Here is a 24863-nt window from a genome sequence, read left to right as displayed (position 1 = left end):
TGCAGCGCCATCCGGCAGTGCTTAAACGGCGTTTACTCTGATAATACCCACCAGTCGGGTAAACGCCGACGCCATTTCATTCTCTTCGATACTGGCAAATCCCAGCAGCAGACCGCTGCGTTTCTCTTCATTCACGTAATAGCGAGACAGCGGGCGCACCAGCAGCCCTTGCGCATTCGCCTGTTGGGCAATGACAACGTCATCGCTCCCGACGGGCAACTGTAGAATCATGTGCAGCCCGGCGTTGCTGCTGAAGGAGCCAAGATACTGCTCGCCCAACTGGCGACTGATAAGCTCCACCAACGTCTGGCGGCGACGACTGTACAACTGGCGCATTTTACGAATGTGCGCCGCGTAGTAACCCTCGCGGATAAACTCCGCCAGCGCTGCCTGAATCAGCAAATGTCCACCACGATAGAGGTCGTTATGAACCTTCTTCAGCGGCGCGGCGAGCGGTTTGGGCAGTACCACATACCCGAGCCGCAGTGCGGGATAGAGTGTTTTACTGAATGTCCCGATATAGATGACCGGCGTCTCTTCTTCCAGTCCCTGCAATGATGGAATTGGCTGGCCGGAAAAGCGAAACTCGCTGTCGTAGTCATCTTCCACTATCCAGCTTCGCGTTTCACGTGCGCGAAAGAGAAGTGCCCGACGGCGGTTGAGGCTCATTACCGAACCGAGCGGATATTGATGTGACGGTGTCACAAAAATCAGCTTTGGCGCGGATTCGCCAGCCTCTGGCGGCACCATGCCTTGTTCATCAACCGGGATCGCCGAAAAGTTAACCGCATTGATGCGCAGAATATTTTTGATTCCCCAGTAGCCCGGCTCCTCAATCCAGACGTTATCCCCCGGGTTGCATAGCGTCCGGGTCACCAGATCCAGCGCCTGGTGAATACCTTCAGTAATCAGAATTTGCGCCGGTGAACACCGCACCCCGCGTGCGGTGCGCAGATAGTCTGCCAGCGCTTCTTTCAGCTCAGTCACGCCGCCTGCGGCATCGTATGTGAGAAACTCCGGGCGTAACCGTCTCGCCAGCCGATCCTGAATTTTTTTGAGCACCCGGTGAGGGAAATGCTCCACATCAGGTACGCCTGGAATAAATGCGCCCCATTGACGAGGGCTGGCGCTGGCATGGCCCAGCAGCTCAAGGCAGCGGGCAGATAAGCGGGTGTGATCCTCCAGTGTGGCGGCAACGGGCTCTTTGTGGGGACGTAGGTCGAGATTATCCAGCACGCTGTCGGTGACAAATGTGCCGCTGCTGGTGCGCGCGGAAATATAACCTTCGGCCTGCAATTGCTCGTAAACCCGTAGGACGGTATTGCGCGATAGCGTCAGTTCGCCTGCCAGGTCACGGGACGGAGGCATTCGGGTAGCCGGTTTCAGGCTACCTTCGAGGATGCAACTGCAGATGGCGGCATACAGGCGACGATGCAGCTTTTCATCGGTCTGCTGGCTAAATGCCTGCTTGATCACATCTCCGGCAAGTGAACGCATTTGGATCCTTAAAATAAAACGATTTGGCTCTCGATTAAAGTACCAGATGGCGTCTAAATTTAAAGGGTAATTCAACCTAAATGTATTAATGGACAAGGTGTAGAGAATGAACAATAAAAACCTGCAACAACGTCGTCTGGATGCCACCCCGCGTGGCGTAGGTGTAATGTGTGATTTTTATGCCCAGTCAGCAGAAAACAGCACAATTACCGATATCGAGGGCAATCAGTACATTGATTTTGCCGCCGGGATTGCCGTGCTGAACACCGGACACCGTCATCCTCGCCTGGTGCAGGCAGTCGAAGCGCAACTGCAGGCTTTTACCCATACGGCTTATCAGATTGTCCCGTACGAAAGCTATGTGTCTTTGGCGGAGAAAATCAACGCCGTTGCGCCAATCGACGGCAAGCGCAAAACCACATTCTTCACCACCGGGGCTGAAGCGGTCGAAAATGCGGTGAAAATTGCGCGCGCACATACCGGCCGTCCTGGCGTTATTGCTTTTGGCGGCGGTTTTCATGGGCGTACCTACATGACGATGGCGTTAACCGGCAAGGTGGCACCGTATAAAAAAGGGTTCGGCCCGTTCCCTGGCTCGGTTTACCACGCACCGTATCCTTGCGAGTTGCAGGGGATTTCTACGGCGGACTCCATCAAAGCGATTGAGCGCCTGTTTAAAGCCGATATCGATCCCACTCAGGTCGCGGCGATCATTTTCGAACCCGTCCAGGGTGAAGGGGGCTTCGTGGTGGCGCCGCCGGAGTTTGTGGCTGCCATCCGCCGTATTTGCGACGAGCATGGCATCGTGATGATCGCCGATGAGGTGCAAAGCGGGTTTGCCCGTACGGGCCAGTTATTTGCGATGGACCACTATGCTGACAAAGCTGACCTGATGACTATGGCAAAAAGCCTTGCAGGCGGCATGCCGCTGTCTGGCGTCGTGGGCAAAGCTGAAATTATGGATGCGCCTGCGCCGGGTGGTCTGGGCGGAACCTACGCCGGAAACCCGCTATCAATTGCGGCAGCTCATGCGGTGCTGGATATCATTCGTGATGAACAGCTGTGCCAGCGTGCGGCAGCTCTTGGCGAACAACTGCGCGCCACTCTGACTGACGCGCAAACCGGGTGTCCTGAACTGACCGAAGTGCGCGGCTTAGGCTCTATGATCGCCGCTGAATTCTGTGATGCAGCGACGGGAGAACCCAACGCAGCCGCCGCACAACGCGTGCAGAAGAAAGCCCTTGAGCAAGGATTACTGCTGCTGACCTGTGGTCAGTATGGCAACGTTATTCGTTTCCTTTATCCGCTGACGATCCCGCAGGATCAGTTCGTCAAAGCGCTCGATATCATTAAAGCGGCAACCAAATAATCCGTTAGTCCTAGTGTTACCCACAGCCGACGGTGGTCATCACCGTCGGCTTTTTTGTCGGCATAAATTGATCTTCCTCGTGTGTCGTGCGGTATTTATCGCGAATGGGTTGCCTGTCATATCGTTATATAATTAAATACACATCGTTTTTACTCCGCTACCAGATGGTATCCCATGTTAACTTTCCGCTCTTTTGTGCTGGTATGCGCCAGCATGTTGTTTGCGTTTTCTGCCCAGGCCGACCGTACGATCACCGACCAGCTTGGTCGTCAGGTCACGATTCCGGACCACGTCGACAAAGTGGTCGTGCTGCAACACCAGACGCTGAATATTCTGGTCCAGCTTAATGCTCAGCAGGACATTATTGGCGTGATGTCGAGCTGGAAAAAACAGCTCGGGCCTGAGTTTGCGCGCTTTATGCCGGCAATTGCCACATTGCCGACGCCGGGCGATCTCACCAGCGTGAATATCGAAAGCCTACTGGCGATTCATCCACAGGTGGTTTTTGTCGCCAACTATGCGCCTGCGGAGATGATCCAGCAGATTCAGAACGCCGGTATTCCGGTCGTGGCAATCTCATTGCGCAAGGATGCAGCCGGGCAACAGAATAAAATGAACCCGACCATGGCCGATGAAGAGCAGGTCTACAACGAAGGGTTAAAGCAGGGGATTCGCCTGATTGCGGACGTCGTGGGGCGCAAACCGCAAGCTGAGACGTTAATCGACTACGTTTTTGCGGCGCGGGCAAAATTCAATGCGCCGGTCGCAAAAATCCCGGATGCGCAAAAAGTCCGTATTTATATGGCTAACCCCGACCTGATGACTTACGGCTCCGGGAAGTACACGGGACTCATGATGCAGCACGCGGGTGGGCTAAACGTGGCGGCTGCCAGTGTAAAAGGCGCCCGTCAGGTTGCGCTGGAACAGGTATTGGCGTGGAACCCGCAGGTAATTTTTGTTCAGGATCGCTACCCGCAGGTGGTAACGGAGATCCAAAACGATCCTAACTGGCAGGGGATTGATGCGGTAAAAAATCATCGCGTCTGGTTGATGCCTGAGTACGCCAAAGCCTGGGGCTATCCGATGCCTGAAGCGTTAGCGATTGGTGAGCTGTGGATGGCCAAAAAACTGTACCCGGACGCCTATAAAGACGTGGATGTTGATGCGCAGGCGCAAGACTACTATCAGCGTTTTTATGGTGTGAACTGGCAGCCTGATGCAGTTAAGTAAGCGCATTTTACTCCAGCAACCACTCTTAATCGCAACGGTCCTGTTGCTGGGCCTTGGTTCGTTGTGCCTCGGACAATATCCGCTGTCGTTAAGCGAAGTCTTTTATCACCTGATGCACTATAGCGACGCTGAAGGGATTGCCGGTCAGGTTATCTGGACGGTCAGGCTACCGCGAATTCTGATGGCGCTGCTGGCGGGTGGGGCGTTGGGGTTATGTGGCGCGACGCTGCAAGGGGTATTTCATAATCCGCTGGTCGACCCGCATATTATTGGCGTGACGTCCGGGGCTGCTTTTGGCGGAACGCTGGCTATTCTGCTCGGCCTGTCGCCGTGGTTGATGATGGGTTCAACGTTTTTCTTCGGTCTGACGGCGCTGATCCTGGTGTATGCCATTGCTGCGCTGCAGGGGCTGGAGAATACGCTGGTGCTGATCCTGTCGGGTATCATTTTGAGTGGTTTTTTTGCCGCGCTGGTGAGCCTGATTCAGTATCAGGCTGATACCGAAGAAACGTTACCCAATATCGTGTTCTGGCTGCTCGGCAGCTTTGCAACGGCTAACTGGCATAAAGTTCTGCTGTTGGCGATTCCAGTCGGTATCGCTGCGACAGTTTTGTACCAGCTACGCTGGCGGATAAACCTGTTATCGCTCAATGATAAAGATGCCCGTTCGCTAGGCGTCGCGGTAGTTCCTCTGCGACGCAGCGTTTTGCTGTGCTGCGCTTTTTTAGTCGCCGCTCAGGTAGCGGTCAGCGGCAGTATCGCCTGGGTTGGGCTGGTTATTCCGCATTTGGCGCGTTTGCTGGTGGGGGTTGATCATCGTCGTCTACTGCCGTGCGCCTTCTGGATGGGAGGCGGTTTTATGATTGTGGTGGATGATATTGCGCGTACCCTGATGCACGCGGAGATACCGCTTGGGATCATCACCGCAATATTCGGCGCGCCGCTGTTTGCTTTTTTACTCATCCGCTCCAGCCGCCGGGGGACATCATGAAACCTGCCGCATTGCGTGTAAATACGCTTACTTATGGGTATCGCGTGCCGCTATTTGAGCCGCTTACATTCAGTTGTCAGAAAGGTGAGATCTGGGCTGTGCTGGGACGTAACGGCCTGGGGAAAAGTACGCTGCTCGATACGCTAACCGGCACGCTGCCAGCTTTGGACGGCAGCATTGAAAATGACGGCGGGATAGGAATTGTGGCGCAGCATTGCCACCTGCCATTTCCTTATACGGTGAGCGACGTGGTGCTGATGGGGCGGGCACAGCACGTGAAGCTTTTTGCGCAACCCAGCCAGCAGGATCAACTAAGAGCGACCCAGGCGCTGGAGCAGTTAAATATTGCCCAGCTTGCTTCCCACTCGTTTAGCTCACTTTCCGGGGGGCAACAGCAACTGGTGATGATAGCCCGGGCGCTGGTGACGGAGTGTCAAACGCTGCTGCTTGATGAACCGTGCTCCGCGCTGGATCTCGCCAATCAGCAGGTGGTGCTTCAGCTCATCAGCGATCTGGCCCATCTACAGGGATGCAGCATTCTTTTTTCGACCCACGATCCGCTGCATGCGTTACAAATAGCCACCCATACTTTGCTGCTGCTCCCCGAAGGAAAATGGCGGGCAGGGCCAACGGATAGCATTGTGACGGAAGAGAATCTGTTCCTGGCCTATGGCTTACCGCTGCGAAAACTCCGTGTGGAGAACCACCCGACGCCGTTTATCGCACCGCTGTTTTCTGTTCGTCGTTAAGAGGTAAAAACCCGGCGGCGGTAAGAAACGCCTGACCGCCGTTGGAGAGCATGAATTTAACCAGCGCCATCACCTCGTTGGATGCCTCGAGCACCGCCAGTTGGTATTCGCAGCGAATATTGTGCTCATCAGGGATAGCTACATAATGCACGTCGGGTTGGGCGCGCAGCGTTTTCGCGTAATGCGCGTAGCCGATAAACAGATCGGCCAGTCCCTGGCGAAGGATCCAAGCGCTCGCCAGTTCACCAGACGGGATTTTCACCGTATCACGCCCACCAACCAGCGGGATGGCGCGCGCCCTAAGCTGTTGTCCGAGTCCTGGCTCCAGTACATCCATATTGTCGAAAAATGCCCAGGTATAGTCTCCGGAAGGGTCGCAGCCGGGCGTGGATGTACCTATTCGTAGCGTTGGGTCGCGGAGCAAATCCAGCCAGGCGCCGTTTCGGTTGCTGACCAGACTCAGTTGATTCCAGCTAAAGGTTTGCGTGAGGACAGCTTTTTGCAAAGCCAGCAGGCGTTGCGGGTGCTCCCGATTGGCTGAGGCAAAGAGCGCACACGGTTCACCGGCTTCAATACGCTCGCGTAATAAACCGGCCGGACCATATTCCACTTTCACGTCTATTCCACTATGGCGCGAGAACTGGCTTATTAAAGGGGCAAATGCCAGGCGTAAACTGCCCGCGGCAAACAGAATAATGGAAGAGGGCATGGTATCCGATCTCTGGCGAAAAAGGGTTTGCGAAGAGGATAAATGATACGCGCTGAGCATAGAGTTTAGAAGGCTTTGGCGCATCGCTTTGTGCCAGCATCATACGGAGTAATGATTAAACTTAAGGTTACGAACAGGAGGCAATAAAAAGAAATTATGAGGTGTAACGAAGGGAAATAGCACCAAATCATAGAAATAATTTGGTGCGTCCGAGTGGACTCGAACCACCGACCCCCACCATGTCAAGGTGGTGCTCTAACCAACTGAGCTACGGACGCAAGATGGTGCGTTCAATTGGACTCGAACCAACGACCCCCACCATGTCAAGGTGGTGCTCTAACCAACTGAGCTATGAACGCAACGTTGTAGGTGACAACGGGGACGAATATTAGCGGCACAGACCGAATGAGGCAAGAGGGAAATAGCATTTTTCTTCCTGAACTCACGCGATTGCAGAGTAATTAAGCAAGTTGATTATATTTTGTTGATTTTGCAGCGTGTTTTTTATTCAGGCAGTGAGCTGGGGCATAATGGGGACGGTTTGAATGACAGGTGCGCTCAGACTTTAAGCGCAGCAAGGATCGCGGTTTCTATTTTCTCAGGGGTAGTGAACGGCGCAAAACGCTTGAGCGGTTTGCCGTCACGCCCGATCAGGAACTTAGTGAAATTCCACTTGATACGCCCACCCAGCACGCCGGGTAATTCGTTTTTCAGGTAACGAAACACCGGATGTGTAGCTGCACCGTTGACTTCCACTTTCTCAAATATCGGGAAGCTCACACCGTAGTTGATGTGACAGGTTTGCGAGATTTCGTCGGCCCCGCCGGGCTCCTGATTACCGAACTGGTTGCAGGGGAAACCAAGCACCACCAGACCCTGCGCGGCGTACTTCTTGTAAAGCGCTTCGAGGCCTGCATATTGCGGCGTGAAGCCACAATGGCTGGCAGTATTGACCACCAGAACCAGTTTGCCAGCGTAGTCGGCCATAGAGACGGGCTCACCATGCAGACGGGTGGCTGTAAGTTGATAAAAGGTGATCATGCCGGAATCCTCAAATAAGATCGCATTACTCATTTTATTATGGTCGCAACTGTCTGATTAATAAACTGACCGTTAAAGTGATGCCGATTTATTATTTTGTCGGGTTATCGCTAATTTTTTTAAACGCGTCACCCCAGCAGCATCGTTAGGTGACGACTAAAAATGGGGGACGTGACGTTGTGGGCGATTGTCACTGCGACAAACAGGTAACAGATATAAAAAAATCCACGCCTGGCGTGGATTTAGAGAGAGTGTGAGAGCAGGGGATTAACGTTCGTGCCTTGCCATTAGCAGTGCCAGGTCGACGAGGCGATTAGAGAATCCCCATTCGTTGTCGTACCACGCCAGAATTTTGACCATATTCCCGCCAATCACCAGCGTTGACAGGCCGTCGATGATGGATGAGCGCGGGTCACCCTGGTAATCGCTTGAGACAAGCGGTTCATCGCTATAGCCGAGGATCCCTTTCAGTGGCCCTGCCGCGGCGGCGTCACGAAACGCATTATTGACCTCCTCTGCTGTAACATCCCGCTCAAGCGTTACGGTCAGGTCAACAATGGACACCACCGGAACCGGTACGCGCAGCGAGTAACCGGTTAAGCGACCATCCAGCTCCGGGATGACTTTGCCAAGCGCCTTCGCGGCACCGCTGGAGTAGGGGACAATCGACAATGCAGCGGCGCGGGCACCACGAAGATCTTTTTCCGGCTGGTCGTGCAGCGCCTGGCTGTTGGTATAGGCGTGGGTAGTGTTCATCAAACCATGCCTAATGCCGAAATGTTGGTGCAAAACCTGTGCGGCAGGTGCCAGACCGTTAGTGGTGCAGCTACCGTTGCTAACGACAAAGTGTTTATCCGCGGAGTAGAGTTGATCGTTAACGCCCATCACGATGGTTAAATCATCGTTCTTACCAGGGGCGGAGATAATCACTCGTTTTGCGCCACCGCTGTGGATATGCACCGCCGCCTTGTCACGTTCAGTGAAGAAGCCGGTTGCTTCAATGACAATATCGACTTCACGCTGACGCCATGGGATGTTGGCTGGGTCGCGTTCGCTGAACACGGTGATTGATTTACCGTTAACCACCAACTGCCCCTCACCGGCGGTGACGTCGGCGTCGAGTTTACCGAGCAGCGAGTCGTATTTCAGCAGATGCGCCAGCGTTTTACTGTCTGTCAGATCGTTGATTGCCACGATCTGAATCTCCGGGTTACCCAGTGCAGCACGCAATACGTTACGTCCGATACGGCCAAAACCGTTAATACCGACCTTTACCATGATGAACTCCTTATCTGTTGTCTCTGGAGTAAATTTAGGCCGGTCACGGGTTGGCGTAAATGACAAAAAAGGATCATTTTACGCCATTTTACGACAGTGAAAGCGCTGACGATATTCACCAGGCGTCAGGTGAAGCTGTTTTTCAAACAGCCGTCGCAGGTTAATGCTGCTGCCAAATCCTGTTTGTTCGGCGATACGCTCCAGCGTCTCGTTGGTCTGCTCCAGACGCTGTCGTGCAGCGGCCAGACGGGCTTCGGCCACATAGCGTGCCGGTGATACGCCCGTTTCTCGGGTAAACACGCGGGTGAAATTACGTGGGCTCATGGCGACTTTTTCCGCCAGTTTATCCACACTGAGATCGGCGGTGAGGTTCTCAAGCAGCCAGGCGAGCAGATCGTTAATCGGGCCCAGGGTGCTGGTCTGCTGAAGGTTGTAGCGGCTAAACTGGAGTTGTCCCCCGGGACGGCGCAGGTACATGACGAAATCCTGAGCGACGTCGCGCGCCAGACTGAAGCCGTAATCCTCTTCAACTAACGCTAACGTCAGGTCAAAGCCGGAACTGACGCCACCTGATGTCCAGATGTGTTCGTCCTGGATATAGAGCGGACCGCTTTCGACGCGCACCTTAGGGAATTCTGCCTGCATAGTTTCCAGTAGCTTCCAGTGGGTGGTGGCTCGTCTGTCGTCCAGCAGCCCGGTTTCTGCCAGCAGCATCGCGCCGCCGCAAATGGATGCAATGCGGCGGGCATGGGGAGCGGCAAGGCTTAGCCAGTCAACCACCGCAATCCCTTCCTGCGGGTTTTGACCTCTGCCAGTGATGATGACGGTATCGAGAGGTTCGCGAGGATCTATCTCATGCAGGCGGTGATCTGCCAGTAAATTTAGGCCGGACTGACCATGGATCACCTGATGCGGTTGCGTTGTCGCTAACTGAATCTGGTAACACGTCTCCGTAGCGCCTTTGGGATGCAGGCGATTGGCCTGCATCAGAATGTCGGCAATACCGGCGGACTCAAACAGCATACCGCCATCGGGAACAATAATGAGTATCTTCTTCATGTCCTGAAAAGTAATCTTTTTACACAATAAGTCAATATTACATACTCAACTGGAAAAAGTCTTACCCGTGGCGCAGCGACATTACCGCCACAGGCCGATGGTTTGATGTTGACTCAACGGCGTTGCCTGAGCATCTCCCTTGATTAAGAATGGCGTTGCATTGACCCATTAAACTCACCGCGAGGAGCTGACGCTCCGCTGTACCAAAAATGGTATTGTTCTACAAGTCACTCTCCTGACGAGGTCTTATGAAAATCAGAAGGTTTAGTAATGGAGATGAAATTTCGTTATTCAGCGTCTTTTTATCTTCTGTACATACCCTCGCATCACATTACTACACACAGGAACAAATAGATGCGTGGGCCCCAACGGATATCGACCCGGAACAATGGGCCAATCATATGAAAGAATTACGCCCCTTTGTTGTTGAAGTGGATGGTGAAATAGCTGGATATGCAGATCTTCAGCCAAATGGGTACATTGACCATTTCTTTGTCTCGGGAACCTACCCGAGACAGGGAGTAGGGACACTACTGATGAATCGCATTCATGAAGAAGCCAGACAACGTGGAATTGGCGAACTGACTTCAAATGTCAGTAAGGCTGCGGAGGCGTTCTTTCTACGACACGGCTTTCATGTTGTGGAACGTGGGTTTCCTGCCTGTCGCGGAGTGACATTACAAAATGCACTGATGCGGAAATATTTGGTGAAAAAATAGAAGATAATTGGGTTAAAAGCCCGCGATCAGCGAGGGCGGACATTGACTTCTAAATTGGCTGTGCTTTTAAGCCACAATCCTGGATGCACCATTAATAAATTTGTGTAAATTCAACCATGTTAAAGAGTAACGCTCAGACAGGTGCCGAAATAAATAATAAGGCAGATCGTTATTTGCCGCCACGTTCAATCGTCTTATAGTATTATCGTGAAAATAATTATTCATTATTAGGTGTGATGAAAAAACATCGCGGAGAGTTATATTAAAATATATGAGTTGGTCGCAAGTGCTGTATGAAGATTATCAATTTCTATAGGTTATTTAAATGAAGAATTATTCATTTTTAAGTTTGCTTTTCGTCTTGCGTAATTGATTCATAGGATTTCTCTGAATCTTATTGAGTAATGGGTGATAATTACATTTTATTACCCCTATTTTGATGAAAAAGCTTTCCATTCTTGAATCATGACTATTCAGCTAGTTATTTTGGCTGAGCTTCCGGCTCTCTCAACTTAACCTTGAAAGAAGAGCTATCACTTGATGAGGAAACAACAATGACGACTTGTACTGCTCCTGGTCATCCATCTTGCTCTATATCTTGTCCAAACGGGTGTATTGCTGTCTATTATGAACCGAATGGTCCTTGCCGCACCATGTGCGCCAACGGTGCAACCCTTGACCTTGATTCAACCCAAAACTACTCAATACAGATGAGTGATATACTCGCAACAGACCTTGTGGAAATTTTTGGCACATCAATTCCTCTAGATAATTCATTAATTTTGCAGAGTAAAAATACAGTATCACTAAGCTTGCAAAATGTTTCTGTTGAGGAGCTTGTTAAAGCTATTCATAGCGCTTTGTAAGAATAGTAAAGCCAGGTCTTCTGCCTCCGATTAGTTGATTTACAGTAGTGATAATATGTCCGCTCCTGGCACAGGGCTGCTGTTGCAGCCCTGACAACCCTAGACTTCAATCGATTCAGTGATATCTAACGCATCATCGACTTCAATTCCCAGATAACGGACTGAGCTTTCCAGTTTCTTATAGCCCAACAGAAGTTGGAGCACCCGGATATTCTTGGTTTTCTTGTAGATAAGGTAAGGTTTTGTTCTTCTCATGGAATGTGTGCTGTACAGCGAATCGTTGAGGCCAAGCTTCACTATCCATCCATGAAAAATATGGCTGTATTGTCGGGTTGAGATATGTTGGCAAGATCCTACCATATGCAACATCAGATATTTTGAGTTTGACCAGATCACAGCCTCGTAGTTTACTGTCAAAGGCCATATTGAACAGAGCTAAATCACGTGTTTTACCTTCCAGTTCAAGCCAGATTCGGATATCCCCAGATATGAGATATCTGAAGTGGTCTTTTTTGGCCGATGATACTGTCTTTGATCCACGGTGACTTTTCATACTCAAATCGCCTGCAATGTGGGAGATTTGAGTATGGTTGCGCCTTATGAGCGAGGGCAGTACTTATATACACATCCCCATTAACTTGAGTATGCTCCTCTGTGAATTTGTTTCGAAAATGATGTCGCTGATGTGTTTCATTCCCTGCTTTTTATAGAATTTTTGAGCACGTTCATTTTGTTCAAGAACCTCCAGCCATAAATATTTTTTCCCCTGACTTCGGGCAAGATCTATGACTTTATTAAACATTAGTTGACCGTAATGCTGATTCGTTTTGGTTGGGGCAAGGTAGAGTTTATTAAGTAAAACACCGCTGATGTCTGTATTCGGGATAGTTGCTTGCCATGTCAGCTTCACAAAACCAATCGGCTGCTCGATTTCAACTATATACCAGCTAATGTTTTTATCATTAATACTCTGCTCAATAACAGGAAGTGAATATTCACCCTCCAAATAATTATCAAATTCTGATTCTGACTTCCACATATGCTTAAAGTGCGCAGTATAGAAGCGGTAGCCAAGCTCATTTAGTAATGCCGAATCGGCTAATGTTGCTTGTCGTATGATTAAAGACATGGGATAGGCCCTTACTTTATGAGAGAAAAGTGATATTAAATTTGTAATATATACGGCCTGTTAAGTCTACATGTCCGTTGTGACAGTCTTACCCTCAAACGTTGAATACGCAATCTAAGGTCTGAAGTTGGTGGAGCTCGACCATTAAGTTATTTTTTATCGATGTTAGCTTCTGGCTCGAAGCAGACAGGCCAACTGATTGCCTGGTCTGCTTTGAGCGAAAATGAAAAGACATCTTCCGAACTTGCGGCTGTTCATTTAGGATTTTACAAACAAGCTCATTATTCCCACTGCCAGGGCGCTATAGAAAAGCAACTGATATAGATTCGTCGGCACGTCTGTCCATTTTCTAACGATGCCCAGCGCGACCACGATCAGCGCAGCCGGGTAAATGGCGCACAGCACGGGAACCGCCATTGCGGTGAGGGAATTCAGTCCCAGCACGGCAAGTGCTGCTGACACCATCAGGGAGAGCGTCACCAGCAGCCCATAAGAGGCACCGGTCGTCTGGTTGAAATAGCGCGCCGTTCCGGTCGTCAGACCAATGGCCGTGACCAGACAGGCGAGGGTAATGATCGCCGCCAACAACACCCGGCCATAAACGCCAAAAACAGTCTCGACATAGGCGCTCATCACCTGCATACCGTTCGTTGCGCCCCGCACCGGGCTGTGGGACTGTAAACATCCCGCATAATCGTGCCATTCACATTTAGAGATTATCCGGCATAATCAATCTGCCAACGAAGGAGATCGCTATGCGTAAAGCCCGTTTTACTGAGCATCAGATCATCGCTGTGATTAAGTCGGTTGAAGCCGGACGAACTGTTAAAGATGTCTGCCGGGAGGCCGGTATCTCTGAAGCCACCTACTACAACTGGAAGTCCAGATACGGCGGCATGGAGGCTTCTGATATTAAAAAGATCAAGGATCTTGAGGACGAGAACCGACGTCTCAAACAGATGTTTGCCGACCTGAGCCTTGAGAACCGGGCGCTGAAAGACGTTATCGAAAAAAAGCTTTAAAACCAGCCTTTAAGCGTGAGCTGGTCACTCATCTGATAACGACATTTGGACTCAGTATCCGTCAGGCCTGCCGGAGTCTTAACCTGAGCAGAACGGTTTACCATTACCGTCCGGATACCACGCGTGACGAACCCGTTATTGTCGCGTTGCAGGCAGTGGCAGAGCGATACCCACGATACGGTTTTCCGAAACTTTTTCAGGTTCTGAGGCGGCAGGGACACCCGTGGAATCACAAAAGGATCCACCGTATTTACTGTCTGCTGAAGCTGAACTTTCGTCGTAAGGGCAAACAGCGGTTGCCGGTGCGTAATCCCTCGCCACTGGCCACGCCTTAAGCGCTGAACCAGAGCTGGTCTGTCGATTTTATGCTTGATGCCCTGGTCTGTGGCCGTTGTTTTCGCACGTTCAATGTTGTTGATGACTTTAACCGTGAGGCGTTGTCGATTGAAATCGATCTGAATCTGCCAGCTCTGCGCGTGGTCCGTGTACTCGACAGGATTGCGGCAAATCGCGGCTATCCGGTCATGCTGCGCATGGATAATGGTCCGGAATTTATCTCTCTGGCACTGGCTGAATGGGCAGAGAAACATGCAGTAAAACTGGAGTTTATCCAGCCAGGTAAGCCTACGCAGAACGCTTTCATTGAGCGCTTTAACCGGACATACCGTACAGAAATACTCGATTTTTATCTGTTCAGAACGCTGAATGAAGTGCGGGAAATCACGGAGAAATGGTTGTCAGAATATAACTGTGAACGCCCGCATGAATCACTGAACAATATGACACCGGAGGAATACCGACAGCACCATTATTTGGCCGGGATCTCAAAAAATGCATGGAACTAAAACGGGTCTATTTACATTTCCGCTTCTAAGCCAAATGGAGACTTTAATTTATCTTGATAAACCCCGCCAGTTAGTTTGAAAATGGTGCAATTTCTCAACACAGGGTTTACCCAGATGGCTATGTCACCACCTCCTATTTTTGAAGGCAACGACTATTAGAGCGTCTCTGAAGAATTTTTTAGCAAATTACCAGCTGATCTAAGAGCGCCTTTTGAACAAATAATGAAGAAAGGGGCGGAGATTATTAGCGGTTGCGATAAAGAGATTGAAAGTCTGATTAGACTTATAAAGGTAATACCTACTACAACAAGCCTTAGTTACATTTATTGTCGGCTTCGTACGACCAAGTTTGAAATCACTACTGAATCGATGATGGAACAGGAGATGTTAAAAACCGCTTTTGTGGTCAGCTACGCACGTTTGTTCGCCAAAAGCAATGGCACTTGCGTTCTCCAGCGGAATGATCTCCCTGTCCACCTACGGGCTGTTCATGATGAGCTGTATAAAATTCGCAACGAACGTTATGCTCATAACGGAGGTCATAACCCCCTACAGCGGCCTCGTCGGCTTACTGGTTTTAGCACTATTACCTTCTATAACCTCTCTTTTGCGGTAGATAACTATTGCAGGGATCGTTTGGATGAGCAACATGCGTATAATATGGCTTGCCATCACAAAACTCGCATTCGCGTTAAGCGCCAGTGCCGCAAAGGACATTGATTCCACGCTCCCGGGAACCCAGGAGAGCATCAATACATAAAATGGATAATCCAGAAGATGCGCCGCTGTAAATGCCATCATGACCGTCACACCCAGTCCAATAGCAATGAGCTGTATTGAAGACCAAAGATGACGCAAAAATGCAGTCAACGTAAACGCAATAAAATGATGCCCCAGTAATATGCCCATCAGGATCATACTGAACTGATTGAAAATATCGGGAAAAAACACAGTCTGAGATGACAAAGGGTGCAGGAGTGCTGCACAAAGCAACGACGTGATCATAAAGGGCGCAGGAAAGTGGAAGCGTTCAAGGCATTTGCCCAACACATAGCCCGCAAAGACAATACCCAATAGCCAGAGCACATTAGTCGTTGCAAACAATACAGGCGGCATGGCCATATGGGTTTGCGCACCGCCGGTAATATATCCGGCAAATAAGGTCAATGTGATGAGCCGTAGCGAGTGCGAAATGATAATTTTTTGCGGCGGCGTTTTAACATGGGACGCTAGCGCTAATACCGCTGCCATTGCCCCCGGAACGGCGCCCAATAACGCCTCTTCCTTACTCCAGCGTAATCGGTGAATACACCACAAGTAGCATGCGGTGAATTGCAGGGATAAGCATACTAATAAAAACACCAGTAAAAATGCGATATTTCCTTGCGCCCCAAAAGAAAAATCGCGAAATAAAAGACCAATTGACGTACCAAGAGAGAGTTGAATCACCGTCAGGCTGCCCGGCAGTACTGGCACAGAAAGACCGGTACGTTTTAACACCAGCACGGTAATAAGGGGGCCAAACATCATACCTAACGGAACGTTGCAATAGGTAAAACCCAACCCAGCCAGGATACAAAGAGCAAAACCTAACAATAATTTCATACACCTTTCTCCTGGCTACCGGGAGTGTTAAATACTCAGTGAACGGTTTCGTTAACCCAAAGGGTATTTTCAGCAACCCATTGGGTCAATGCATCAAGACGTTCGTGTATTTCCCGGCTGGACTCCGCTTGAACAATAGCACTCACGATCTCGCCATTTGTTAATTTCATCGCGTCATATTGGCGGCCGACGACACCTGTTGCCCGATATTTAACCACAAAAGGCAATGGACATTTTTCCGCAATAGAGAGGAGCGTGCCCTGTGCAGGCGGCACATTTAATTGGCCAACCCGTAAAACGGGTTGTCTTTGCGATAAATCCTGCGGATAGATTTCGCATAAACTGGCTTTAAGCCAGGTCATTCGAGGATCAAGACCAAAAGCGGCCCCTAATTCTTCATTGACAAAGCAGCCACCTAATCGGCAAGCAAGCTCGCCAAAAATAATGTTGTTATCTTTATCAACAAAAACTTCAAGGTGAAGCAATGCGTTTTCTTCCGTTGGAAAAACCTCTTCAGCAAGATATTTGGTGTAGGCAATCAGTTTACGATGCAGCGGCGTGTCATCTTCCATAACCAGACCTAATGTTTTCCCGGATAGAAAATCCAGGCAGGAGACGGTTGCACGAGATGCAGAAACAAATATCGCCTTTCCTTTTAAATACAACGCATTAATTTGATAAGCTTCGCCTTCGATAAATTTTTCAATGAGCAGATTGTGATACTCTGGCGGCTTAACCTGCGCCAGATATTTATAAAGCTGGCCTTCATTTTTAAGAACCACCACGCCCTGTGATCCACGCCCATCATTAGGTTTGATGACGCAGGGATATCCCTGTTCGGCAATGAATCGCGCCATCGCAGTCGCACTGTCGACCCGTGCCATAGCAGGAACCGGTAACTGATGAGACTGAACAAGCGATTTCATCATAAATTTATCACGGAAGAACATGGCCTTTTTTTCACGGTCGTGTGTCAAACCCAGACGATCGCTGATTCGCGCGGCCCTCAGAACATCGATTTCGGCGAGGTAAAAGATACCCGTTGCTTTATTGTCCTGGGCGTAGTGGTAAATATCCATTTCCACGAAGGGATTATCATTAAAGTTTTCATAAAAAAGGAAAGAAAAACCTGCCCCCATATGATCAAGAATATTATCGATCTGGCTTGCGCACGTTGCAATCAGAACCGGGGCCTCTGATTGCAATGACTGCCACTCTTCACGTGAGTGCTGAAAAATAATTTTTGGTGGACACAGCAAGATATTCATTGTTTTTCTCATTCAATATCAAATGTAATGACAAATACATCCCGATAACCTTTTCCTGGCAACAAAGGAACCACTGCCGCGGTATAATGCTGATAATTCACATCATTGAATATTACTGCATCGCCCGCATGCAGTTTGAACGTAGAGGCATCACTGCCCCCATCATGATTAGGAATAAGCGTGGTTTCTCCACCAGTCACATTCTCAATTTCGCTGCAATAGATTGCAATGTACTTAAAACCATCTTTATGAATACCCTCTGGAGCGGGATATCCAGGCCTTCGGTCATCTGTCGTTATTCTTATTTGATGAATGCCAATATTGTAAGTCGTGTCTGGAAGCAATGGCAAAAGCTTACGAAACACCAGATTCATCACTTCTTCAGCAACGTCTTGTTTTATTTCTGGGTATTTTCTTGCAATGCCGCCAGCGTAATTGTTCAGTTTTTCCGCTTGAAAAAACTCACCCACTGCGCACAGATCAAAATACTTTTCACGTCCGGCCCTGGCCTGCATGTAACTTCTGAACCGAAAAATACCATCTTCAGCCTTAAGCCATGGATCGGGTAGTAATTCATCAAAACTATTTTTGACTTTCGCTGAAGTCTTCCCCAGTCGAATATGATGATAGGCGTGCATAGATAACGTCCTTAATACGGTAGTTTGAGCAGTCTACTTATAAGATATGAAATGCATATCCAACAATAAATAATATTGCAGACTCTTTTATACTGATAATCTATGGGCAAAAGTAAGGAGGCAGGCTCCTTACTTTTTAAATAACTCTACTTGCTTTTTTTACGTAACTCCGTCACTGGCACGCCACCAATTCCCCAGTTATCAGTCTCCACTTCATCAATGACCACGATGGTTGTGCTGGGGTTTTTATTCAGGACATCAACCAATAGTTGTGTCACTCCCTCCATTAATTTTTTCTTTTGCTGATCGGTAGCACCTTCATTAGTAATTTTAATATTTACGTAGGGCATATGAACTCCTTTTATTAGATAATTTTTGACATTGCACCAAGATAAACAAGTGCAAAGAGATTAAACGATAGAACATAACCGTAGTGCATTTTAAAACTGGTGTTACTGGGTGATACATTCAGACTGTTTGCGGCGAAAATAGCATTGATCGATACGGGAGAAATAAGCTGAGTTGCAATAAATAAGCAAATCCATATCTGATAATCAACCATCCCCCCCGTAAGATAATCAGAAAATATCGACCATGCGATACTAAAGATAATCAGTGGATGGATACCTAATAAACCAAAAAGCGGTACGATGAACAAAATAATCGCGTAGATCTGCAACGTTGTCAGCCCGCCAACATAAGCAGTGATACCCTCAGGTACATGGGAAAAAAACAGCCAACAAACTGAGGTCAACACACTACAGCTTAAAAGCAACAATACCTCACCGGATATATTCTGTGCAGATTCAGTTAATTGCTCAGCCCAGGGTTTATCCTTTTTAACCAGATGATCGACAACAAAGAGCACGACTGCTGTAAAGGCAATACTTTGCAGTGAATTAAGATTCAGTACCGTTAATGAAAAAATGAATACTCCCCAGAACAGACCTACACATAGCAGGATATACCGCATCCCATCACGGCTGGGTGTCACCGTCTCGTTTTCAGCGATTACCGTCACTTTTGCGCTTTGGTTGAACAAGATACTGAATAAAAAGAGAGGGATACCCACCAGCATCGCCTTAAGATGCGGTACGTCAGGCATTGCCGCCCAAACGGCAGCAGCGCCGATGGTGGTTGGCATCAGTACCATCGTAATGCATACGGTGCGCGTAATAATCTTTGCCAGGTTGAATCTTGGCCCAATAACTGACTTGAGGCCATCGAGCAGCAATGATATTGCCCCCAGACTCATTGGCCATGTTAAGAACGCCGTCAATAACGTAACCCCAAAAGTCATGTTCGATGTTTTTCTACGCGAAAAATATCCTCCCAGAACAGCTGTAAAATTAAGAGAGGCCATGACTTGTCGTAATAAGGCAATACCAACAAGCAGTAAAATCACATCAAAATATCGCGAAAAAATTGCAGGGAGCACAATGCCTTTCAGGTTGTTTGTAGCAAGAAGAAACATCATCGAGCAGAGAAAAATAATCACACCACTTCTGGCGGATGATTTTTTTGACCAGAAAGCAAATGTCGATGTGAAGTAGAGCACGGCGGTAACTCCCGCAATAGCCGACATCGCCGCATGTTTATCCGTCAACGCACAAGCGAACAGAAATACCAGCAATGATGTTATCGCTAACGCAGGTTGCAATGATTGCCACGCCTTGCCACGGGCCTGGATTTGCTCAGTCTGCATTTATCGCTACCTCTGGCTGAGCCTGCCGCACCATCATTTGATGATACATATCTGCGACACAACGGCCTGCATCAACCAGGAATCTTGAATTAACCAGCGGACGTGGCAGGACGTAGGTGTAAAAATTTGCGCCTTCCGCAGGATTGCCCAGCACCCAAAAAGCCGTCTGCGCTTCCCCCATGCGATTAATAGGATGCTGGCATTGATCGATATCCAGCCCACCCGGGTGATACCCCTCATTCATAAATGGACGAACAATACCATTGGCTGTCATATTTCTGATTAACGGTGAAGCGTCATGTAGTGGCGAAAAACTGGCAATTTTCGCCTTGATTAAAACATCAGCCTGAATCTCAGTACTCTCTTCTTTAAAAGGTGAGTGAACTTCGAATTTTCCTTCGCAGTCGTTCAATACTAACCTTGAATCTTTACCACCGGCCAGACTCACCACATTCGCTTCCATTAATGCTAATAGTTGTTCATTTCTTAACTTCGGCGGGCCAACGGCAATGCGGTTAAAAATAGGATTAAAATGCTCAAGGAAATACTGATGTGACCGCGATTCAAGCCCTGAATTATCAATCGCTTCTCGTAAAATATCCCTGACATCACGAATAATGTCTGTCGCCGCTTTGATCGGGCCATGGACATTGCCCTCCTCAGACTCCTGGAGATCTTTACGCAGGAAATACATAAACCATTGAGTATAATCCTTTAAACTCAGATGTTCCTGCGATTGATGTGGATAAAGCACACTGTCAATTACCGCGATGTCTTCAGCGCTCGGTTCATAAGAGCCAGCATCTAACCACTGCCCATTTAGGGTTGAACGATAGGCATAACACATTTCTTTATGCAGTAAGGGGAAAACTTGTTCAAGAAAATCGATTTTTGAAGATCCTTTCTCAAACACATTTTTCAACCGCAATTCTCTGATAGCCATTGCCGTTAAGAAGCGTGGGGAGTACTGCCCAGAAACGCCTTTTTGATTCGCGCCGCGACTGCTAAAAGGTAGAGCCTTACGTGAATAGATAAAAATACCCGGTTCTTTTCCGGAAGGATGATAGCGAAGCTCACCATCTTCCCGGCTAAATTTTCCACCCCTGCCGATAGTGAGTTGCGAAATGACATCATAGGCAGTCAGACCAATACCCTGAACAATCACATTTGATTCCGCTGTTATTTTATTCAAATTATTTATTGGATAAGGAGTCGAATAGTAGTCCAGGCGTTCATTTTTCTTATAATTATTGGCAATAAATCGTTCAACAAGATGATCGTCAAACGTTTTGGCGTTGTCGCTGTGACCAGTGGTTAAATAGACGTAATCGGCCACCACACGCTGACTGTCTTCCAAGACAATAATAGACTTCGCATCGTCCTGAATCAGAATGTTGTTGGCCTGCTGATTTATCTGTGTAACCGAGATATTGTCAGGCAAACTTTTGATAATTTCGTGATAAAACCAATTTAAGTATTCACCTAATAATCGACGAGGTAAATAATCGTTGGCGTCAATTGGTTTGCCAGCCACGTCTTTTAAATAACGGCCATCAACATTTTTATAGCCCTGCTCATTAGCCCACTGATGAAAACATGCCCCTGAACGGAAAGATCCGGCATTTTTTACCGTCGCATCACCAAATAATGTTATCTGGCAAGCAACGGTGTTAACCAATAAATGGTCGGGCTGCGATAAACTGTGCGCACCTACACCCATCGCATTTTTATCAACGATAACAATATTAATATGTTCATTCTGTTTACGTTGTGCATGCTGAGCACAAATCCTTTCCAGAATACTAAGCCCCCGAGGCCCCATTCCTATAATAGCAACGGTTGTCTTTTTCATTCTTTGCTCCAACTTTGAGAGTATTTAACTTTGCTGTGTTGAAAATAGCTAATCCCTGCTGCGATAAATAACGCACAAGCGCCAGATAATATTGAAATAGTCATCCCGTTTTTATTGTTCTGAAACGCACTCACGATTAATGGCCCGGCAATTTGCCCAATGCCATATGTTAACGTCACCAGACCCAGAAGATTAATTTTCTGTGGTGCAGAAATCTTTTTCGCGAGTGGCATAACGAGAGAACTGGTTCCCATGAAAGTTGCACCAAAGCCAATACAACTCAAGGTCAATAAAAGCGGGGAATGGATAAACGAGGCCATCACAACGCAGCTCGCCTGCACAATTAAGTTAACACTCAGGCAGGACAATATGCTCCACTTGCGTGCAGCCCATAACCAACCATAGCATCCTGGGATAACGGCAAGGCCAACAATAGACCAGATATGGTTGGCCAGAAATTCATTACCCACTCCCCGGGCCATTAAAGGGAGATAAGTAGCTACAATGATATAACCGAAGCCTGCCAGTCCATATAACAATGCTAAATTCCACCACTGGATGTTCGGCTCGGATGACGAAGCTTTTTTCTGAGGAGGTAGAACGTGTTTATTTGCAGGCAGCAAGATAATCAGCGCGATGAAGAGTACAGCTGAAATGATTGACGCGCCGATCCATAGTAGCTTTGAATTTAATGCATATGCGATACCGGCTATAACATATTCATTGCCTATAAAAATACCCACCCCGACGCCGGCAAACAAAGAAGCAATGACAAACGGATTATGGGTATGCTGTAGCATAAGCATCGACCCGAATATCATCATGCCTGCGCTGGCAACACCGGCGATAAATCGAATAACAATTACTATATCAGGGTGCGTGACTACTGCCATCGCAAAAATAAGCAGGCCGGTGACTAATGCAGCACAAATTAACATCGTTTTGATATTCTTCAGGCCACCAAAAATACCAAACGAGAACAGGAGGCTGCCAACCAGGTATCCGGCGTAATTCGCGCTTGCGATTAACGATAATTGCGAAAAATTAAAAATGCCTTCATGCAACATGACCGGCAGCATCGGAGTATATAAAAACCGACCAATTCCCATCCCCAGCGTTAAAACAATCATACCGAAGACAGCCGTGCTCAACTGGCGATGGCCAATAACATTGTGATCAAGATCCATTTTTCAGGCTCAATATGTCAATCAGATTTGATTGTTATGTTACATAAAGAAATGCTAATAAAAAGTTAATAAAAATGACGAAAACCTTCACTTTGAGTGACAGACACGATGAACAGTACCTCATTAAATTTGTTTAAAACCGTCGCGGAAACCGGCTCTATCACCGCAGCAGCCCGTAATCTGCACTGCGTTTCTTCAAACGTCACGACGCGGCTCAAGCAACTGGAGTCCAGCCTGGATGTTTCGTTGTTTGTTCGCGAGAAGAATCGTCTTCACATCACCCCTGAAGGTGAACTGCTTCTGCGTTACGCTAACAAAATCCTCGCGCTTTTAGACGAAGCCGAGTTGTCTATGCAGGGAACGAAAGCGGCTGGCCCTCTGCGCATTGGCGCAATGGAAACCACTGCCGCCGTCCGACTTCCTGCTTTGCTGGCAAACTTCCACCGTGAAATGCCCTCCGTAGAATTAAACTTAAAAACGTCACCGACAGATGTGTTAGTTCGTCAGATCCAGAATAGTGAACTTGAAATTGCCTTCGTCGCTGACCACAAGGCGTTGCACGTAGACAATTCAAGGCTACAAACGCAGGTGCTGTGTCAGGAAACCCTGGTTCTGGTTACGGCCGCAGAGCATGGTGATGTCGTGACGGGAGCCGATCTGGAGGTGACAAGGCCGCTCGTCTTTGTGAAAGGATGTAATTATCGTTCCCGGCTTGGGCAATGGTTACGGCTACAAAATGTCGATTATGACGACCCGCTGGAGTTTGGTTCTTTTCAGGCAATACTTGGTTGCGTAAGTGCCGGAATGGGCATTGCATTATTGCCTGAGAGCGTCGTCAAACAGTATGAAACGAGCTTCCCCATACGGTGCCACTCTATTACTCCTCACATTGGTAATGTCAATACTATGATGATATGGCTTAAAAATCGTGAGGTTAGCCGGGTATTGAATTGCTTTGTTTCCTTTGTTTCATCCCACTGAGGTATTCCACAACCATATTGTGCCGTTAGGGCTTTTGGGCTGGTAAATACTCTATATGGATCTATTATCGATGCAGGCTTTCAGTTTCAGGATTGACTAATACAATTTAATAGAGTTGCTGAAGATTTCTTTCCTGGGATTGGTCAAGAAATTTGACCACTGTTTTGTAGTAAGAACGGCATCTGCTCTCTGATTCGTTCGTTGCCAGTCTGCCATTGGCACAGGGCTGCTGTTGCAGCCCTGACAACCTTAGACTTCAATCGATTCAGAGATCTCTAACGCATCATCGACTTCAATGCCCAGATAACGGACTGTGCTTTCCAGTTTCCTATGGCCCAACAGAAGTTGGATCACCCGAAGATTCTTGGTTTTCTTGTAGATCAGGTAAGGTTTTGTTCTTCTCATGGAGTGTGTGCTGTAAAGCGAAGCTTCGAGACCAAGCTTTTCTACCCACCCATGAAAAATTCGGCTGTATTGCCGGGTTGATATGTGCCGGTTAGTTCCGATCCGAGACCGAAACAAGAAGTCTTTACTGTGCAAATTGCCAAGCTTTATCAATGCAGCAACAGCTTCTCTTGTCCCTTTGGTTATCTCAAATTGCACAGGGCTACCGGTTTTCTGTTGCAGCACCGTAGCTCTGCTTGAAACCGAGCTACCATATGCAACATCAGATACTTTGAGGTTCACCAGATCACAGCCTCGTAGCTTACTGTCTAAGGCCATGTTGAACAGAGCTAAATCACGCGTTTTACCTTCCAGTTCAAGCCGGATTCGGATCCCCCAGATATGAGATATCTGAAGTGGTCTTTTTTGGCCTATGATACGGTCTTTGTTCCACGGTGACATGTTCATACTCAAATCTCCTGCAATGTTGGAGATTTGAGTATGGTTGTCCCTTATGAGCGAAGGGCGGAAGTTGACAACCAGTATCTCACGTCAGACTTTTTTCAGGGTACAGGCAGACAGCTCAGCGGATTACCCCCCAACCTGACGGAATATAACTGCTCTTCCCACGATATGCAGTACGATCCGGCCTTACTAATTGAGCATAGCAACTGAATCATGTATTTAAGATAGGGCGTCGATTTTGGTTAAGGTATGATGGGGAATTAATTAACCATGG

At 48.3% G+C, this 24863-nt stretch carries 22 protein-coding genes, 2 tRNA genes and 2 pseudogenes; 8 read left to right on the top strand and 18 right to left on the bottom strand.

Annotated features, from left to right (window positions below; translation table 11 throughout):
- Positions 1 to 21: 21 nt before the first annotated feature.
- Positions 22 to 1497, bottom strand: coding sequence for a MocR-like pyridoxine biosynthesis transcription factor PdxR (gene pdxR, locus OGW44_RS03305; protein WP_185654577.1), 1476 nt, complete (start codon positions 1495 to 1497; stop codon positions 22 to 24).
- Between the two features lie 106 nt (positions 1498 to 1603).
- Between pdxR and puuE the strand changes: the two genes are divergently transcribed.
- The 4 genes from puuE (at position 1604) to OGW44_RS03285 (ending at position 5836) form a co-directional block, all read left to right on the top strand.
- Complete coding sequence (gene puuE, locus OGW44_RS03300) at positions 1604 to 2866, top strand: 4-aminobutyrate transaminase (protein WP_185654578.1); 1263 nt, start codon at positions 1604 to 1606, stop codon at positions 2864 to 2866.
- 174 nt (positions 2867 to 3040) lie between these two features.
- Positions 3041 to 4096, top strand: coding sequence for an ABC transporter substrate-binding protein (locus OGW44_RS03295; protein ID WP_141895101.1), 1056 nt, complete (start codon positions 3041 to 3043; stop codon positions 4094 to 4096).
- On the top strand, positions 4083 to 5087 hold the full coding sequence (locus OGW44_RS03290; protein WP_185654579.1) for a FecCD family ABC transporter permease: 1005 nt from the start codon (positions 4083 to 4085) through the stop codon (positions 5085 to 5087). The genes OGW44_RS03295 and OGW44_RS03290 overlap by 14 nt, the downstream gene beginning before the upstream one ends.
- A complete protein-coding gene (locus tag OGW44_RS03285; protein ID WP_185654580.1) occupies positions 5084 to 5836 on the top strand; it encodes an ABC transporter ATP-binding protein in 753 nt (250 codons plus the stop codon). Before OGW44_RS03290 ends, OGW44_RS03285 begins: the two co-directional genes overlap by 4 nt.
- On the opposite strand, the gene OGW44_RS03280 is transcribed toward OGW44_RS03285, so the two are convergent.
- From OGW44_RS03280 to OGW44_RS03255, 6 genes are all read right to left on the bottom strand, one after another.
- Positions 5805 to 6545 carry a substrate-binding domain-containing protein gene (locus OGW44_RS03280; RefSeq protein WP_181635474.1) on the bottom strand — a complete coding sequence of 247 codons (741 nt, stop codon included), beginning with the start codon at positions 6543 to 6545 and terminating at the stop codon, positions 5805 to 5807. The genes OGW44_RS03285 and OGW44_RS03280 overlap by 32 nt on opposite strands.
- 201 nt (positions 6546 to 6746) lie before the next feature.
- A tRNA-Val gene (locus tag OGW44_RS03275) sits at positions 6747 to 6823 on the bottom strand.
- Positions 6824 to 6827: 4 nt separating this feature from the next.
- A tRNA-Val gene (locus tag OGW44_RS03270) sits at positions 6828 to 6904 on the bottom strand.
- Between the two features lie 199 nt (positions 6905 to 7103).
- On the bottom strand, positions 7104 to 7586 hold the full coding sequence (locus tag OGW44_RS03265) for a glutathione peroxidase (RefSeq protein ID WP_016152944.1): 483 nt from the start codon (positions 7584 to 7586) through the stop codon (positions 7104 to 7106).
- A 267-nt stretch (positions 7587 to 7853) separates the two neighbouring features.
- Positions 7854 to 8864 carry a type I glyceraldehyde-3-phosphate dehydrogenase gene (gap, locus tag OGW44_RS03260; RefSeq protein ID WP_185654581.1) on the bottom strand — a complete coding sequence of 337 codons (1011 nt, stop codon included), beginning with the start codon at positions 8862 to 8864 and terminating at the stop codon, positions 7854 to 7856.
- Between the two features lie 78 nt (positions 8865 to 8942).
- On the bottom strand, positions 8943 to 9923 hold the full coding sequence (locus OGW44_RS03255; protein WP_185654582.1) for a GlxA family transcriptional regulator: 981 nt from the start codon (positions 9921 to 9923) through the stop codon (positions 8943 to 8945).
- A gap of 248 nt (positions 9924 to 10171) precedes the next feature.
- Between OGW44_RS03255 and OGW44_RS03250 the strand changes: the two genes are divergently transcribed.
- On the top strand, positions 10172 to 10642 hold the full coding sequence (locus OGW44_RS03250; protein WP_046274913.1) for a GNAT family N-acetyltransferase: 471 nt from the start codon (positions 10172 to 10174) through the stop codon (positions 10640 to 10642).
- Positions 10643 to 11196: 554 nt separating this feature from the next.
- On the top strand, positions 11197 to 11508 hold the full coding sequence (locus OGW44_RS03245; RefSeq protein ID WP_153646506.1) for a hypothetical protein: 312 nt from the start codon (positions 11197 to 11199) through the stop codon (positions 11506 to 11508).
- Between the two features lie 99 nt (positions 11509 to 11607).
- Here the strand turns inward: OGW44_RS03245 and OGW44_RS03240 are convergent.
- The 3 genes and pseudogenes from OGW44_RS03240 to OGW44_RS03230 all read right to left on the bottom strand — a co-directional run bounded on the left by OGW44_RS03240 (position 11608) and on the right by OGW44_RS03230 (position 13354).
- Positions 11608 to 12044: pseudogene (locus OGW44_RS03240) on the bottom strand (site-specific integrase).
- Between the two features lie 80 nt (positions 12045 to 12124).
- Complete coding sequence (locus OGW44_RS03235; RefSeq protein ID WP_075849154.1) at positions 12125 to 12637, bottom strand: GNAT family N-acetyltransferase; 513 nt, start codon at positions 12635 to 12637, stop codon at positions 12125 to 12127.
- A 258-nt stretch (positions 12638 to 12895) separates the two neighbouring features.
- On the bottom strand, positions 12896 to 13354 hold the full coding sequence (locus tag OGW44_RS03230) for a branched-chain amino acid transport system II carrier protein (RefSeq protein WP_286454030.1): 459 nt from the start codon (positions 13352 to 13354) through the stop codon (positions 12896 to 12898).
- A gap of 38 nt (positions 13355 to 13392) precedes the next feature.
- Between OGW44_RS03230 and OGW44_RS03225 the strand changes: the two are divergent.
- Positions 13393 to 14504, top strand: a pseudogene (locus tag OGW44_RS03225) (IS3 family transposase).
- Between the two features lie 549 nt (positions 14505 to 15053).
- Here the strand turns inward: OGW44_RS03225 and OGW44_RS03220 are convergent.
- From OGW44_RS03220 to OGW44_RS03190, 7 genes are all read right to left on the bottom strand, one after another.
- Positions 15054 to 16109, bottom strand: a complete 1056-nt coding sequence (locus OGW44_RS03220; RefSeq protein ID WP_053389364.1) for an AbrB family transcriptional regulator — start codon at positions 16107 to 16109, stop codon at positions 15054 to 15056.
- 35 nt (positions 16110 to 16144) lie between these two features.
- Positions 16145 to 17377 carry an ATP-grasp domain-containing protein gene (locus tag OGW44_RS03215; protein ID WP_047358842.1) on the bottom strand — a complete coding sequence of 411 codons (1233 nt, stop codon included), beginning with the start codon at positions 17375 to 17377 and terminating at the stop codon, positions 16145 to 16147.
- An 8-nt stretch (positions 17378 to 17385) separates the two neighbouring features.
- Positions 17386 to 18015 (bottom strand): 2OG-Fe dioxygenase family protein, encoded by a 630-nt coding sequence (locus OGW44_RS03210; protein ID WP_047358841.1) that lies wholly within the window; start codon positions 18013 to 18015, stop codon positions 17386 to 17388.
- A gap of 146 nt (positions 18016 to 18161) precedes the next feature.
- The gene (locus OGW44_RS03205) at positions 18162 to 18365 is read right to left on the bottom strand and encodes a tautomerase family protein (protein WP_016152960.1); all 204 of its coding nucleotides are present in this window, start codon (positions 18363 to 18365) and stop codon (positions 18162 to 18164) included.
- Between the two features lie 14 nt (positions 18366 to 18379).
- The gene (locus OGW44_RS03200; RefSeq protein WP_185654584.1) at positions 18380 to 19720 is read right to left on the bottom strand and encodes a hypothetical protein; all 1341 of its coding nucleotides are present in this window, start codon (positions 19718 to 19720) and stop codon (positions 18380 to 18382) included.
- Positions 19710 to 21572 (bottom strand): FAD/NAD(P)-binding protein, encoded by a 1863-nt coding sequence (locus OGW44_RS03195; protein ID WP_185654585.1) that lies wholly within the window; start codon positions 21570 to 21572, stop codon positions 19710 to 19712. The genes OGW44_RS03200 and OGW44_RS03195 overlap by 11 nt, the downstream gene beginning before the upstream one ends.
- Positions 21569 to 22759, bottom strand: a complete 1191-nt coding sequence (locus OGW44_RS03190; RefSeq protein ID WP_185654586.1) for an MFS transporter — start codon at positions 22757 to 22759, stop codon at positions 21569 to 21571. Before OGW44_RS03190 ends, OGW44_RS03195 begins: the two co-directional genes overlap by 4 nt.
- 108 nt (positions 22760 to 22867) lie before the next feature.
- On the opposite strand from OGW44_RS03190, the gene OGW44_RS03185 reads away from it, so the two are divergent.
- Entirely contained in the window at positions 22868 to 23740 is an 873-nt protein-coding gene (locus tag OGW44_RS03185; RefSeq protein ID WP_016152964.1) for a LysR family transcriptional regulator, read from the top strand.
- Positions 23741 to 23989: 249 nt separating this feature from the next.
- Here the strand turns inward: OGW44_RS03185 and OGW44_RS03180 are convergent, their stop codons facing one another.
- Positions 23990 to 24592 carry a site-specific integrase gene (locus OGW44_RS03180; RefSeq protein ID WP_079497767.1) on the bottom strand — a complete coding sequence of 201 codons (603 nt, stop codon included), beginning with the start codon at positions 24590 to 24592 and terminating at the stop codon, positions 23990 to 23992.
- Positions 24593 to 24863 lie beyond the last annotated feature (271 nt).

The sequence above is a fragment of the Citrobacter sp. Cb023 genome (genome assembly GCF_030336805.1).
Taxonomy (GTDB): Bacteria; Pseudomonadota; Gammaproteobacteria; order Enterobacterales; family Enterobacteriaceae; genus Citrobacter; species Citrobacter braakii.
Note: the sequence above shows the minus strand (reverse complement) of the source record. Positions and strands in the feature narration are given on the sequence as shown.